This is a genomic window from Shewanella marina JCM 15074, from assembly GCF_000614975.1.
Taxonomy (GTDB): domain Bacteria; phylum Pseudomonadota; class Gammaproteobacteria; order Enterobacterales; family Shewanellaceae; genus Shewanella; species Shewanella marina.
The window spans coordinates 58,500-73,248 of record NZ_BALM01000018.1 but is presented as its reverse complement, the minus strand read 5'-3'; the positions used below and the strand labels follow the sequence as shown (position 1 = coordinate 73,248).

General features: G+C 39.8%; 12 protein-coding genes and 2 pseudogenes. 8 read left to right on the top strand and 6 right to left on the bottom strand.

Annotated elements, in window-relative coordinates:
- The 7 genes and pseudogenes from JCM15074_RS24360 to JCM15074_RS13840 form a co-directional block, all read left to right on the top strand.
- Positions 1–398, top strand: a pseudogene (locus JCM15074_RS24360) (hypothetical protein); the annotation flags it as partial.
- The gene (locus tag JCM15074_RS13865; RefSeq protein ID WP_025821740.1) at positions 392–2,062 is read left to right on the top strand and encodes a BatD family protein; all 1,671 of its coding nucleotides are present in this window, start codon (positions 392–394) and stop codon (positions 2,060–2,062) included. The pseudogene JCM15074_RS24360 and the gene JCM15074_RS13865, both read left to right, overlap by 7 nt.
- 115 nt (positions 2,063–2,177) lie before the next feature.
- Positions 2,178–2,693: a sigma-70 family RNA polymerase sigma factor gene (locus JCM15074_RS13860; RefSeq protein WP_051536902.1), complete on the top strand. Its 516-nt coding sequence runs from the start codon at positions 2,178–2,180 to the stop codon at positions 2,691–2,693.
- Complete coding sequence (locus tag JCM15074_RS13855; RefSeq protein ID WP_025821738.1) at positions 2,686–3,387, top strand: DUF3379 family protein; 702 nt, start codon at positions 2,686–2,688, stop codon at positions 3,385–3,387. The genes JCM15074_RS13860 and JCM15074_RS13855 overlap by 8 nt, the downstream gene beginning before the upstream one ends.
- Before the next feature lie 155 nt (positions 3,388–3,542).
- Positions 3,543–5,006 carry a sodium/proline symporter PutP gene (putP, locus tag JCM15074_RS13850; protein WP_025821737.1) on the top strand — a complete coding sequence of 488 codons (1,464 nt, stop codon included), beginning with the start codon at positions 3,543–3,545 and terminating at the stop codon, positions 5,004–5,006.
- Positions 5,007–5,317: 311 nt separating this feature from the next.
- Positions 5,318–6,565 carry an OmpP1/FadL family transporter gene (locus JCM15074_RS13845; protein ID WP_148300801.1) on the top strand — a complete coding sequence of 416 codons (1,248 nt, stop codon included), beginning with the start codon at positions 5,318–5,320 and terminating at the stop codon, positions 6,563–6,565.
- Between the two features lie 97 nt (positions 6,566–6,662).
- The gene (locus JCM15074_RS13840) at positions 6,663–7,379 is read left to right on the top strand and encodes an SIMPL domain-containing protein (RefSeq protein WP_025821735.1); all 717 of its coding nucleotides are present in this window, start codon (positions 6,663–6,665) and stop codon (positions 7,377–7,379) included.
- Between the two features lie 93 nt (positions 7,380–7,472).
- Here JCM15074_RS13840 and JCM15074_RS13835 read toward each other — a convergent pair whose 3' ends face one another.
- The 6 genes and pseudogenes from JCM15074_RS13835 to rssA all read right to left on the bottom strand — a co-directional run bounded on the left by JCM15074_RS13835 (position 7,473) and on the right by rssA (position 13,057).
- The gene (locus tag JCM15074_RS13835; RefSeq protein ID WP_025821734.1) at positions 7,473–7,811 is read right to left on the bottom strand and encodes a VF530 family protein; all 339 of its coding nucleotides are present in this window, start codon (positions 7,809–7,811) and stop codon (positions 7,473–7,475) included.
- Positions 7,812–7,872: 61 nt separating this feature from the next.
- On the bottom strand, positions 7,873–8,496 hold the full coding sequence (gene ribA / locus JCM15074_RS13830; protein WP_025821733.1) for a GTP cyclohydrolase II: 624 nt from the start codon (positions 8,494–8,496) through the stop codon (positions 7,873–7,875).
- Between the two features lie 129 nt (positions 8,497–8,625).
- A complete protein-coding gene (locus tag JCM15074_RS13825) occupies positions 8,626–8,982 on the bottom strand; it encodes a YibL family ribosome-associated protein (RefSeq protein WP_025821732.1) in 357 nt (118 codons plus the stop codon).
- Between the two features lie 110 nt (positions 8,983–9,092).
- Positions 9,093–9,565 (bottom strand): annotated as a pseudogene (gene nrdG, locus JCM15074_RS22230) (anaerobic ribonucleoside-triphosphate reductase-activating protein).
- Positions 9,566–9,619: 54 nt separating this feature from the next.
- Positions 9,620–11,737: an anaerobic ribonucleoside-triphosphate reductase gene (gene nrdD / locus JCM15074_RS13815; protein ID WP_025821731.1), complete on the bottom strand. Its 2,118-nt coding sequence runs from the start codon at positions 11,735–11,737 to the stop codon at positions 9,620–9,622.
- 393 nt (positions 11,738–12,130) lie between these two features.
- A complete protein-coding gene (rssA, locus tag JCM15074_RS13810) occupies positions 12,131–13,057 on the bottom strand; it encodes a patatin-like phospholipase RssA (RefSeq protein WP_025821730.1) in 927 nt (308 codons plus the stop codon).
- A 218-nt stretch (positions 13,058–13,275) separates the two neighbouring features.
- Between rssA and JCM15074_RS13805 the strand changes: the two genes are divergently transcribed.
- Positions 13,276–14,622 (top strand): DEAD/DEAH box helicase, encoded by a 1,347-nt coding sequence (locus JCM15074_RS13805; protein ID WP_025821729.1) that lies wholly within the window; start codon positions 13,276–13,278, stop codon positions 14,620–14,622.
- The last annotated feature ends 127 nt before the right edge of the window (positions 14,623–14,749 follow it).

The following is a 14,749-nucleotide window of genomic DNA, read 5'->3' as shown; positions in this document are numbered from 1 at the left end:
ACCAGCAACAAGGTCAATCTGGACAAGACCAGCAACAAGGCCAATCTGCTCAAGACCAGCAACAAGGTCAATCTAGTCAAGATAAGCAACAACCGATAAATAATGAAGCCAGTATGCAGGCTGATACCAAGCAAACTGACTCACAGCAACAATCTGCGCAGCAAGCTCAAGCCTCACAAGCTCAAGCGGTAAAAAATGATGCGAGTAAAGCAGCAAATGCGCTGGCACAAACGAATCAGATTGCACCTGCAAATGCGAAACCTTTATCGGAAGAATCTAAGCGCTTATTACGAATCGTCACGGATGATCCACAGGTGTTGCTGCGTAATAAAATGCAACTTGAATATCAAAAACGGCTTCAACAAGGCCAAACAGTAAGAGATGAACAACAATGGTAAAAAGATCATTTTTTATATTAGTTGGACTATTGCTGCTATTACCCACTCAGGTATTTGCTCAAACCCAAGTCCAAGCATCCGTTGATCAAAACCCCATTACAATGGGTGATTCGGTAGTACTTACCGTCAGTGTGAATGCCGATGTCGCCAATAATGCGTTTGATCCAAGTGTATTAGATCAAAACTTTATTGTCGGCCGTACCAGCATTAGTCGCAGTACCCAAGTGGTTAACTTTAGTAGCACTAAAGAAACTAACTGGCAGGTATTACTCCTACCCAAACATCAGGGTAAGTTAGTTATTCCGGCATTTAATATTGCCGGGGATTTGAGTACACCTATTACCTTAGATGTACTCAAATCCGGCACTAAGACTGCACAAACACAAGCAGTATTTCTTAAAGCCACCATTTCGAGCCATCATGCTTATGTAGGACAACTATTAACTTATAAAGTTAAGTTGTACCTAGGTAAAGATCTGCTGCGTGGTGTCATTAATGCACCATTATTAACCGATTCAGATATTCAGCAATTAGGCGAAGACTTAGACAAAATAGAATTAATTAACGGCAAACGTTATCGAGTAATTGAGCGTACTTACGGTATCATTCCACAACATGCAGGCACAGTTAATATTCAAGGTGCTACATTTAATGGTGATATTGCCGCCGATACCGACCAAAATTTTGGTATGTTTGGCTTTAATAGTAGTAAACCTGTGCAAGCCATCGCCCCGCAAGTGCAGCTAGACGTTAAAGCGCAACCTGCCGACTATAAAGGCCAATGGCTCGTTGCTGATATGCTGCATATCCAACAAAAAATGGATCACAAAGGTGATTACCAAGTTGGTAACCCAATCACCCGTACTATTACCTTAACTGCGGTAAATGCTGATGATGCAAGCCTAGCGGATATCACCGTTCCCGCTGTTACTGGTATTAAAAATTACCCAGAAAAACCAACAAGGCAAACTGCTGTTCGTGAACAAAAAGTGATTGCTCAATTATCACAGGTCGTTGCAATGGTACCGACTAAAGCTGGTACCTATACCCTACCGGAAATAAAAGTCCCTTGGTGGAATCCGCACCTGAATAAACAGCAATTTGCAACGCTACCAGCGCAAACTATCACAGTAAAACAAGGTGATGCACCGTTAATACCACAAGTGACAGCACCGAGTGCGCCACAAGTCGCAACACCAACAGTAACCAAGCCACAAACCAATGAGTCAGTCATCGTTGAAAATGGCATTTGGCCGTGGGTGAGTTTAGTGTTTGCTATTCTGTGGTTAGTGACCCTAGCACTTTGGATTAGAGCTTGTCGCCAACAAACTCAAGCGCCAACAACTCCAGCACCAGTGGCAACTCAACAAGATCTAAATCAATTAAAACAAAATTGGGTACAAGCATGTAAGCAGCAACAAGTCGGTGCTTCATTAATGGCATTACAGCAATATCTAAGCCAGTTACATCAAGAGCAACTGTCGCTAGCGCAAATTGCCGCTCAATCACCACAACTTGAACAAGCTATCACTGAGCTACAAGCTCAGGTTTATGCTAAAACTCAAGTTCCAGCAAACTTTGATGCATTGATAAGTGCCGTTAATGATCATGTAAACAATAAATTACGCACACAAGGCTCAACACTACAACCGCTCAATCCGTAACTTTAGTCTACTTTTCAAGCAACTAAATCTCGTTTAAGCTACCTAATTATTAGCATATAAAAATAATTAGGTAGCTGTGCGAAATAAAATTCCAGATCCCTCGGTCAATTCTGACATGAACAGTAAACAAAACCGTTACGACGCATTAGTCAGAGCCCTTCATGGTGATATATATCGCTACGCCTATTGGTTATGTGGTGATAAACATATTGCTGAAGATATCACCCAAGAAACGTTTTTACGGGCTTGGCGTGCACTTGATAGCTTAAAAGATAATAAAGCTGCTAAAGCATGGCTTATTACCATTTTACGCCGAGAAAATGCACGTCGATTTGAACGTAAACAATTTGATTATAGTGATGTAGAACAAGACACCATCGCAGATAAAACCAGTCACAGTAGTGAACAACTGACTGAACAATATCTATTAAGACGTCAAATTGGAAAGCTAGAGCTTGAATACCGAGAACCGTTACTGCTACAGATCATTGGTGGCTTTAGTGGTGAAGAGATCGCTGAATTATTAGATTTAAACAGAAATACCGTTATGACCAGACTCTTTAGAGCACGTAATCAATTGAAATCCGCTTTAGAAAATGAACACAGTAATCGAGGGCAAGCTAATGGATGATTTAAAGTTCAGACGTATCGCTTATGCAGACCCTAAATGTGCCGATGATGATTTTGTTAGCGCTAAAGCTAATGATCCGCAAAAGCAGCAATTAGTTGATGAGTTAAATCAGTTTGATTTAAAACTAGAAGACGCATTAAACATTACTCCGCCGCCCTCATTAGCGGATAAGCTATTGCTCGATCAGCAATTAAAACAGCATCAACGCGTTAAAAGCTATAAACGTTTTATCTATGCAGCAGCCGCATCAGTCGTACTCACAGCAGGAATGACATATAGTTTATTTAGTTTAGGCCCAGTTAATCTTTCTGAACATGCGCTTGCTCATGTCGCTCATGAAACCGTAGCCATGACCAGCCAAGCAGATGTTAAAATGGACATACTTAATAAAGAGTTGGCTGCAATCACCAGCAATGGCGCTCGTTTTAGCCAACAACCAGGTCGAATTGTGTATGCAAAAGAGTGTGACTTTCAAGGGGTTAAAAGCCTACATTTAGTGATGGAGTCCGACTTAGGCAAAGTTAGCTTATTTATTGTCCCTCCTGAAAAAAGAATGGAAATTGACCGCCAATTTGCCAGCAATCAACAAACGGGTACTATTTTTGAACAAGGGGATAACTATATAGTTATGGTCTCAGACAGCAATAAAGCACTATCTGATGCTGTTACCGTCATTAAATCTAGCCTAGTTTAAAACTACAATATGCTGTTCTAACTGCTTCTGTAGGTAGAACAGCAGCTTTAAACGACAAACTCTTTTCAGACCCCGCCAGCAAACCAACAAATTTGTAACTTATATTGCAAACCTGTTACGATTCAAGCACCAATAAGAATCGAAAAGAATTTAATATGAATATAGATACACCGGTGCTAATCACATTTGTGGGTTATCTGATTTTTATGATAGCCATAGGATTTATAGCTTACAAAGCAACAGACACTGTAGACGACTATATTTTAGGTGGTCGAAAAATGGGACCCGCAGTAACCGCCCTTAGTGTCGGAGCTTCCGACATGTCAGGTTGGTTATTACTTGGTTTACCCGGTGCAGTATATTTAGGCGGATTAGGTGAAGCTTGGATAGGTTTTGGCTTAGTGGTCGGAGCCTGGTTAAATTGGCTTATTATTGCTAAACGATTACGAATTTATACGGAGCTTGCCGATAACGCCCTCACCCTACCCGACTTTTTTGAAAAACGATTTGCAGATAACAGCGGCAGCTTAAAAATCATTTCAGCGGTCACTATTATTATCTTTTTCACCTTTTATGCTTCATCAGGCATGGTGGGTGGTGCCATCTTATTTGAACAAGTATTCGGTTTAGAATACACCACCGCCTTAGTCATTGGTTCAGTCATTATTGTGACATACACCTTTGTCGGTGGATTTTTTGCGGTAAGCTGGACCGACTTCTTTCAAGGATGCTTAATGCTAATCGCATTACTTGTCGTCCCCATTGCCATCTTCACACAAGTTGATAGCAATAGCCTTGATCAATTAAAGCCTGAAATGTTTGATCTCATCAGTCAAGAAACCACCTTTATTGGTATTATTTCTTTGCTGGCATGGGGACTCGGTTATTTTGGTCAACCACACATTTTGTCGCGCTTTATGGCGATTGGTAAAGTTGAACATCTGGTGGTATCACGCCGCATCGCAATGAGTTGGATGATTCTCGCATTAATAGGCGCATTGGCGACTGGGTTGGCTGGTGCGGTTTACTTTATGGATGAGCCACTGACTAATCACGAAACCGTATTTATTCAGCTTTCTAAAATTGCGTTTAATCCTTGGATTGGTGGTTTCCTCATTGCTGCAATTTTATCAGCCATTATGAGCACCATTGATTCACAGCTGTTAGTCTGTTCAAGCGTTATTACTGAAGATGTGTATCGTAAATGGTTGCGCCCACAGGCAAGCAGTCAAGAACTTATGTTAGTGGGACGTTGTGGCGTTATCGTTATTGCGATTATTGCTGTATTATTTGCATTTGATCCTAAAAGCAGTGTTTTAGGTTTAGTCAGTTACGCATGGGCTGGATTTGGGGCAGCATTTGGTCCAGTGGTGATTTTGTCACTATTTTGGAGTAATTACAGTAAAAATGGAGCGATTGCGACCATTATTGTTGGTGCTGCAACCGTTATAATCTGGAAGCAAATGTCTGGTCAAATTTTTGATATTTACGAGATTGTACCGGGCTTTATTCTAGCCATGTTAGCTGGATTTATCGTGAGTAAGCTTTCTCCAGCAGATAATGCATCTCATCAAAGCTTTGCTGAATTTGAACAAAATTTAAGCCAAAACAACGACTAGTGACAATTTGATACATCAGTTAATTAAGCGCTAGTCACAATGTCTAAGAAAGCCTATCATAATACTAAGTAAACCATGCAAGCACTTGTGTTTGCATGGTTTTTATTTATTTAGTCATTACAAATCATACTAAATAAATACATGATAAAAGTTTACATTCTGATAACATATAGAATTATTCACATGCTGGTCGGAGTTGTAGCATAGCTAACGCCCCCCTATGATGCGCTCAACTATAAAAGGAGTTCACTAAATAGATTGTTTTACAACGTCTTTTAGTAATGACCTTATACAATAAGAGAAGAAGATTTATGAAGCACTTCAACAAGACATTACTTGCACTATCAATTACCCTAGCCAGCGGCCAAGCTATGGCGGCCGGTTTCCAACTTAACGCTCAATCTGCAACAGGTTTAGGCCGTGCATTTGCTGGCGACGCAGTTATTGCTGACAATGCATCATCTATGGCGCGTAACCCTGCCACTATGGCTCTTTTTGATTCAACAGCGATAAGTGTTGGTGCAATTTTAATTGATACTGACGTTACTCTTAAAAACGCAAAATACCAAAATAACATCCCAGTTCTAGGTCCAATTTATAGTAAAGACAATTTATCCGTTAATGATATTGGCGGTATGAGTGTTGTACCGAATATTTTTGTGGTACACCCATTAAATGATCAGTGGGCAGTAGGTATGGGGGTTTATTCCAACTTTGGTACCACTACTGAATATCCAGATGATTTTGCCGCTGATGTTTTCGGTGGTTTAACTAAAGTACGCAGCATTAACTTCCAAGGTAGTGTGTCATACCGTTTAAATGAACAGTGGAGTTTTGGTGCGGGCTTAGATATCATTTCCGGTTCTGGCGAGTTAAAGCGTTCTTTTAAACCATTATATCCAGAAAATAAAGCGTTAGATGTAGAGGCTGAAGGTTACGGTTTAGGTTGGCATGTGGGTACTGTGTTTGAGTTAGACCAAAATAACCACTTTGGTCTAAGCTACCGTTATAGCCCAACCATTAAAGCTGATGGCGACATTACATTCCGCGGCCAAACAAATATCGATGACACATTACATTTACCTTTACCTTCACTAGCTGAATTTTCAGGTTGGCATCAGCTAACCCCAAAATTTGCCCTTAGCTACTCTGCACAGTATATCCACTGGAGTAAATTTGACGTATTGACTGCTGATGGGTTTGAATCACCAATTAAAGAATACAATTGGCGCGACACATGGCACTTCTCTGTTGGTGGTACATACACTATCAACGATACTTGGACCGCTCGTGCAGGCTATATGTATGATATGGGCGCTGTAGATGAAGTTCAGTCAATTGCCATTCCAGATTCTGACCGTCAATGGTTCTCTGCTGGTTTAAGTTACCACTTAAGCAAGCACTCTGTGATCGATTTTGGTATGACCTACTTGATGGGTGAAGACGTACATGTCTATGAAGATATGAAAATTGGTGAGAAAACTGTAATTGCGAGTATTACGGGTACAACTCGTGCAAATGCATTCTTATACGGTATGCAGTATAGCTACAAGTTCTAATGATCATTAGATAATGAAAAAGCCGCTTTTGCGGCTTTTTTTATGCGAAATAATCAGCTTTAAGGTATGCTATTGCTTTTATATAAAGGACGATAATATGCCGCGTTCTAATACGTTAGCAGGTCTACTCTTAGGGGGTTTTATCTGTTTAGGTCTTGGCTATGCCAGTTACAATATCAGCAGTACTCTTATTAACATTAAAGCGATGGATCGCACGGTTACCGTAAAAGGTCTAGCTGAGAAAGAGGTTAAAGCCAATATTGCTATTTGGCCAATCCAATTTAATCAGGTCGATAATGATTTACCATCGCTTTACAAGAGCATGCAAGCCAAAACTGATATCATAGTAAAGTTCTTACACAAACAAGGATTTACTGATAGTGATATCACTATATCACAGCCATCCATAGACGATCGCCAAGCCCAAGGCTATGATTCAGGTAATATCAAATTTCGTTATAGTGCCCAAGTGACTATTTCACTCTACACCAGTAAAGTAGACCTACTACTTGCGACTCAGAATAAAATGGTGCAATTGGTTAAAGATGGTATTGCTATCTCGAACCAAAGCTATGGTGCAAGACCTGAATTCCTTTATACCGGCTTAAATGACATCAAACCACAAATGGTTCAAGCTGCAACCCAAAACGCCCGAGAGGTCGCGTTAAAATTTGCCAAAGATTCTGATTCTTCATTAGGAAAAATCAAAACGGCAAGCCAAGGTCAATTCAGTATTAGTCCACGTGACAGTAATACACCATATATCAAAAAGGTGCGGGTTGTTTCGACGCTGACCTATTATCTAAAAGATTAAGCCACCACTGATTAATTGCCATAAAAACAAAAAGAGCGTTTATATCACTATAAACGCTCTTTTTATCACGAATTAGCCCATTACAAGACAATACTAATCAGCTTTATTACCCCAGATATGTGCATTAACTTGCTTAACATCTGTCGTAGATGCTGCATTTGACTTAGTTGCCGTTGCACGTGGTTTGACTACAGTATCAGGCTTAACTTGAGGTAACTGAAAACCTTTGGTTTTTAAATAAAGGTATTCAACTTTTTCACGTGCCCAAGGGGTTTTACGTAAAAACTTTAAACTAGACTTTACACTTGGGTCATGGGTAAAACAACGAATATCGATTTTCTCACCTAATTTATGCCAACCATAAATGGCGACTAATTCGGTGACTAACGTCTCAAGTGTAATGCCATGTAAAGGATTATTTTTTTGGGTCACGACTCTGTCTCATCAATGTTGAAAGCGACCAACAAAGGTCGCTTTACTATGGTGTAAGCTATTATTTATTTGGATCTAATGGCTCAACAAAAAAATGTTCAGACATCATATGACCAAGCTGAGTTGACTTGGTTTTTAAATAAGCTTCGTTATAACGATTCTTACCAACTTGTAATGGCACTCGTTCAACCACTTCAATACCACAATCCTGCATCGCATTTACTTTACGTGGATTATTAGTCATTAAACGTACTCTATGCACACCAATTTTTTCCAGCATGGGAACAATCATGCCGTAAGTACGCATATCAGCAGCAAATCCTAGTTGTTCATTGGCCTCAACAGTATTAGCACCATTATCTTGTAACTCATAAGCTCTAATTTTGTTGATTAAGCCAATACCACGGCCTTCTTGACGTAAATATAAAATAAAACCCTGCCCTGCTTCTGCAACATTTTGCATAGCAGTTTGTAATTGGAAACCACAATCACAACGTAAACTAAACAGTGCATCTCCGGTAAGGCATTCTGAATGAATACGCCCTAATACAGCCTGTGAACTGTCCCACTCACCAAATGTTAATGCGACGTGCTCTTTACCTGTTTCGAGATCTTCAAAACCGTGCATAGTAAACACACCCCAAGGAGTGGGTAATTTTGAAGATGCTATAAATTTTATCGACATGAAATAACCTTAAGGCAACGGCAAATATAAATTATTGCTACTTTACTTATAAAGTAACCATTAAACATCAATATCTTACCGCTGAATTAACTATATTAATTTGCTTGCGCTCACTATCTCACAAAAATCTTAAAACGCTTTTGGTGCAAAACCGGTTACTTGAGTAATACCCATTTGACGACCAAGTGCGGTCATTGGGTGTACTACAACTAAACCACGAACAGATTTTTTTAGAGAACCCATGTCAGCTTGTTCTGCTTTGGTTAATTCACGCTTAAATGGTAATGCACGCACATCACTACCTTGCTTACCTAATTGCTTAGTTTGTTGACCTTTTACACTTGCAATACGTTTAACGACTGTGGCTATTTCACGTTGAAATTGTTTCATAACAATCGCATCACCGCGCTCTTCTGCAGCGGCTAATTTACGGCGAAAACGTTCTGCTTTGTCATTTAACTCTTGCAATTCTTGTTTAATATTCATTACTTCTACCTTGTTCAATGGCACAATTAACTGAAAACGTTAATTTCTGCCTAATTGCCGCTATTATAACAGCAACTTGCTAGGTAAAGTCACGTTTTCCGTCAAGCAAGTTATTTATCTTCTGTTAATACATGGATGACTTGGTTAGCACTGCCTCTAAAACGTAGACTGGGATCAGCAAGCTCTTGCTCAAACTTACCATCGACCACAACATCAACATACGCAATAACTTGTTGTTGCAGTTCTGATAATTGAGTCAATGTATAACCTGTCCATAACCAAATATCTTTACCAGGCACTCAGCCTTAACCCGCTTAACTAGAGCGAGAATCGCATCAAGGTTCGCTGGGAATAATGGATCGCCGCCAGACAGTGATAAACCACGATGCTTAATTCGACTATCGTTCAAATCGGCAATAATACGTTCGACCATCGCCTCATCAAATAGATGACCAGAACGAGGATCCCATGTTGTTTGATTATAACAACCTCGGCATTGATGCTCACAGCCCGCAACAAATAGAGTTGCACGAGTGCCGGGACCATTAACCACGTCCACAGGAAAATATTGGTGATAATTCATAGTAACTCCAATAATTAAGGCGCCATAAAGGCGCCTTAATCTTATTCTTTCATTTTAAAGATGTTTAACGCGACGTTTAACTTCTTCTTGCTTACCATGGTTAAATGGTCTTGCATCTGGGCTACCTAAATAGCCACATACTCGGCGGATTACAGATACGCGACTTGGCTCATGGTTACCGCAACTTGGGCAAGTAAAACCTTTACTCGTACAGCTAAACTCACCAGTAAAGCCACAGTCATAGCATTCATCAATCGGTGTATTGGTGCCGTAATATGGTACGCGGCTATAGCTGTAATCCCATACATCCTCTAATGCTTCAATGTTATGTTGCATATTTGGATATTCGCCATAACAGATGAAGCCACCATTAGCTAACTCAGGATAAGGCTGTTCAAAATCTAATTTGTCGTATGGGTTAACACTTTTCTCAACATCTAAATGGAAACTATTGGTGTAGTAACCTTTATCTGTTACACCATTGATAACACCAAATGATTTGGTATCTAGCTTAGCAAAACGGCTACATAAACTTTCACTTGGCGTGCTATACAAACTGAAACCATAGCCCGTTTCTTGCTTCCAGCGCTCAGTGGCAGCTTTCAAATAAGCCACAATTTCAACCGCTTTTTGGCGTAAAGTATCATTATCAAATAAGTGGATTTCATTACCATACAGTGCATTGATGGTTTCATGAATACCGATATAACCTAATGAAATAGATGCACGACCATTTTTGAAAATAGGTGCTATATCATCATCAGGGCCTAAACGAACACCACAAGCGCCTTCCATATATAGAATTGGAGCAACGCGAGCTTTAACACCGTTTAAGCGTTCAATACGTGTATCAAGTGCACGACGAGCCACTGCTAGACGTAAATCAAGAATACGGTAGAACTCAGCTTCATCACCTTTTGCTTCAAGCGCAATACGTGGCAAGTTCAAGCTGACTACACCAAGGTTATTACGACCTTCGTGGATAAGCTCACCATTTTCTTCATAAGTACCTAAGAAGCTACGGCAACCCATTGGCGTTTTAAATGAACCCGTAACACGCTCAACTTGTTCATAGTTAAGAATATCTGGATACATACGCATAGTTGCACACTTTAGTGCTAACTTTTTGATATCGTAGTTGCAATCACCATCTTTATGGTTCACGCCATCACGAATAGCAAATACCAATTTAGGGAATACTGCAGTTTTGCGATTTTTACCTAAACCAGCCATACGCACAGTCAACATTGATTGTTGAATTAAGCGTGAAGCCCAAGTCGTACCTAGACCAAAACCAAAAGTCACAAATGGTGTTTGGCCATTAGCAGTATGAAGTGTGTTTACTTCGTACTCTAATGATTGGAATGCATCGTGACACTCTTTTTCAGTTTGCGCTTGAGCAAATGCTTTTGGATCGGCAATTTCCCACGTTTGCGCAATTTTTAAATGCTTGTCGTAACTCTTCTGTACGAATGGCGCAAGTACTTCATCAATACGGTTAATCGTAGTACCGCCATAAATATGGCTCGCGACTTGCGCAATAATTTGTGCAGTTACCGCAGTGGCTGTAGAAATTGATTTAGGTGTTTCAATTTCAGCATTACCCATTTTAAAGCCGTGAGTTAACATGCCGGCTAAATCAATTAGCATGCAGTTAAACATAGGGAAGAATGGTGAGTAATCTAAATCATGGAAATGGATTTCACCATTTTCATGAGCACTTACGATATCTTTCGGTAAAATGTGATTAGTTGCATAATGCTTAGCCACAATACCAGCAAGTAAATCACGTTGAGTCGGAATAACTTTAGAATCTTTGTTGGCATTTTCATTAAGTAAAGCTGCATTGCTTTGCTCTACTAAACCACGGATCTCAAGGTTTAAACGACTTGTTGCTTCACGTCGAACATCACGATCATGACGATATTCGATATAGTGTCTTGCCAGTGTTTTATATGGTCCTTCCATTAACTGGTTTTCAACCATATTTTGTAAGTCGTGGATCTCAACTTCTTCTACACCACTAACTAACTGAGTGATATTCGCGGCTACCGTTGCTGCATACGATTCATCCTTAATTCTTGCCGATAATGCTGCTGCATTAACTGCGTCTTTAATCCTTGTTTCATCAAATTTTGTGCGGCAACCGTCGCGTTTGATCACTACTGGCATTCTAAACCTCTTTCAAATGTTCTTAGTTTAGTCACACTAGATATAGTACGCTAACTGAACATAACCACAAGATGTTGCGTATTAAGCTACAAACTTGATTTGAAAACATTGATCTAGATCAAGGATTGAAACAAGTGAGATAAGAAGCAACCATTCAGTTGAATAACAGTAATATTATCTATTTCAGCTATTGACCGCGCACAAAAAAAGGGATATTGCAGCAATTTTTGAGTGCTAAAAATCAGGGTAAAAATGCAAATGACTCTCAATTATTTTGCCATTATTGATACAAGAGAAATGAAGTAGTTTTGCGAAAAAGAGGATACTCCCCACTACCCTGCATAACAAGATAATGGGGATAAATTATGACGAAATCTTATTAGCGAAGAAGACTTAAATTATCGCTTTTAAATGATGCGCCACTTCATCAACTGCTTTTTCACCCGCTGCTATTGCTTCAGCTGCACGATGAAATTCCATCGTGCCAATATCAGACACATCTGGAGTAATACAAATTTCAGGTGGATCACCCATCAAACGAGCGCGTTTATGGCGTTGCTGTAAAATATCCATTGATTGGGTCATGACCGCTAACATGCCCGGATCTGATTTATTACTCGGCGTAAACTTATCTGAAAGATTAGAAATATAGCCTTTACCACGCGCTAATAAATCCATAAAGCCTGTTTTTTGGTGTTCATTAGCTAGCAGTTGTTCTTCTTTAGACAAATTACTGCAAGCCATATCAACAGGTAATACCTGCATTCGGTCTTTACGTTGACCATGTAGATCGACGGCAATAACCACTTCAGCACCTAATGCTCGAGCGACTGAAACGGGGATTGGATTAACCACTGCGCCATCAACTAACCAACGTCCACCTTGCTTAACTGGCGCTAAAATACCCGGCATTGAACATGATGCCCGCACTGCATGGCGTAAATGCCCCTGTTTAAACCAAATTTCTTGACCTGAATAAAGATCAGTTGCTACCGCAGCAAACGGATGATTCATATCCTCAATGTTGAGATCACCAATATGACTTTCTAAAACATCAAAAACTTTTTCACCACCAATTAACCCGCCTTTACGCCAGCTTAAATCCATCAGGCTTAATACATCCCAGCTACTAAAACCACTTACCCACAGTTCTAGATCCTCAAGATGGCCTTGGCTATAAGCAGCGCCGACTAACGCGCCAATAGAACATCCAGCGACCTGCTCAGGAAATATTCCTAATTTTGCAAGCCCTTTTAATACACCTATATGTGCCCAACCTTTCGCTGCGCCACTGCCTAGCGCGATACCCACTTTTGTCATAGTTTTAATTTATTACCATTTATAAGTCACCAAATATATTAGTCACTTGATTGTTAGTCAGTTACTTGTATTTTAAAGCTATTTTTACTCCAGTTTAGCGGTAAAAGCTTACACTAAAATAATTTTTTTTAAATTAGTCATTCATCATCATTAATCACATAGCTCAAGCTCACTATATGCGGTATAATGCGCGGCTTAAATTTTTTAGGAGTACACCTTTGCAATTTTCCGATTTTTCGTTAGATAAGCGCCTGCTTCAAAGCCTTGGTCATATGGGTATTGAAACCCCAACGCAGATTCAACAACAAGCAATACCTGTAGCATTAACGGGTAAAGATTTGATGGCGTCATCGAAAACAGGTTCTGGTAAAACACTTGCTTTCTTATTGCCAGCCATGCAAAGAGTGATCTCGACTAAAGCATTAACTAAACGCGATCCAAGAGTCTTGATTTTATTACCTACTCGCGAACTCGCTAATCAAGTATATAGTCAATTACGTTTACTTGTTGCTAATACTCAATATAAAGCAATCAGTATTCTAGGCGGCGAAAACTTTAACGACCAAGCTAAAGCATTAGCTAGAGATCCTCATTTTATTGTGGCGACCCCAGGTCGACTTGCAGATCATCTACAGCAGCGCCATCTATTTTTAGAAGGTCTAGAGCTACTGATCCTAGATGAAGCGGATCGTATGTTAGATCTCGGTTTTGCAGAGCAACTTAAAGCAATCAACACCGCGGCTAACCACAAACGTCGTCAGACATTGATGTTTTCAGCAACTCTCGATAATCAACAGGTGAACGAATTTGCGGTTGAATTATTAAAAGAACCTGAGCGTATCGCAATTGGCTCAGCACACAGTGAACATTTAGACATTAATCAATCTTTTTATCTATGCGACCATTTAGATCATAAAGAAGCATTGTTACTTAACTTACTTAATGCAGAGCAGCATAAACAGATTATTATCTTCACTGCGACTCGACAAGATACTGACCGTTTAGCAAGTAAGTTAAAAGAAACAGGGTTAAATGCAATTGCTCTTAGTGGTGAATTGAAACAAAACACCCGAAATCAAATCATGGATAGCTTTAGCCGTGGCCAACAACAAATTTTGGTTACTACCGATGTCGCATCACGTGGTTTAGATCTATTAAACGTATCATTAGTTATCAACTTTGACATGCCAAAGTTTGCTGAAGAATATGTGCATCGTATCGGCCGTACTGGTCGTGCAGGCGCTAAAGGTGATGCAATTTCATTAGTTGGTCCAAAAGATTGGGTTAGCTTTAATAATGTGCAAAGCTTCTTACATAAAACATTTGAGCTTTCAACCGTTGCAGGTTTAGTTGGTAAGTTTAAGGGCTTAAGAGAGAAGCCAAAGCAAACCCTAAGAAAACCTAAAGCGAATAAAGCAAAGGCGACCAATAAAGGTTCAAATACTGCTGGAGCAGCTGCGCCACAAAAGAAACGTGACCGACGCTTTATTACTGGTGTTGATGTTGGTGATGCGCCAATGCGTAGAAAACCTCAATCTAAGTTACAAGAAACACCTGAAGATTAATCTTCAATTTGTAACCAATAAACGCCGCATTCATTGCGGCGTTACTTTTGATTATAACATCCAAAGCTTCCCCCTTCGTCTTTAAGCCATTTATCCCAATCTAGATCCAATACCAATTAGATTAAAG

What these genes read in the sequence shown, in the direction of transcription:
- JCM15074_RS13865 (WP_025821740.1), top strand. Translation starts at nt 392, where the DNA reads ATGGTAAAAAGATCATTTTTTATATTAGTTGGACTATTGCTGCTATTA.
- putP (WP_025821737.1), top strand. Translation starts at nt 3,543, where the DNA reads ATGAATATAGATACACCGGTGCTAATCACATTTGTGGGTTATCTGATT.
- JCM15074_RS13860 (WP_051536902.1), top strand. Translation starts at nt 2,178, where the DNA reads ATGAACAGTAAACAAAACCGTTACGACGCATTAGTCAGAGCCCTTCAT.
- JCM15074_RS13845 (WP_148300801.1), top strand. Translation starts at nt 5,318, where the DNA reads ATGAAGCACTTCAACAAGACATTACTTGCACTATCAATTACCCTAGCC.
- nrdD (WP_025821731.1), bottom strand. Translation starts at nt 11,737, where the DNA reads ATGCCAGTAGTGATCAAACGCGACGGTTGCCGCACAAAATTTGATGAA.
- JCM15074_RS13825 (WP_025821732.1), bottom strand. Translation starts at nt 8,982, where the DNA reads ATGAATATTAAACAAGAATTGCAAGAGTTAAATGACAAAGCAGAACGT.
- ribA (WP_025821733.1), bottom strand. Translation starts at nt 8,496, where the DNA reads ATGTCGATAAAATTTATAGCATCTTCAAAATTACCCACTCCTTGGGGT.
- JCM15074_RS13840 (WP_025821735.1), top strand. Translation starts at nt 6,663, where the DNA reads ATGCCGCGTTCTAATACGTTAGCAGGTCTACTCTTAGGGGGTTTTATC.
- rssA (WP_025821730.1), bottom strand. Translation starts at nt 13,057, where the DNA reads ATGACAAAAGTGGGTATCGCGCTAGGCAGTGGCGCAGCGAAAGGTTGG.
- JCM15074_RS13855 (WP_025821738.1), top strand. Translation starts at nt 2,686, where the DNA reads ATGGATGATTTAAAGTTCAGACGTATCGCTTATGCAGACCCTAAATGT.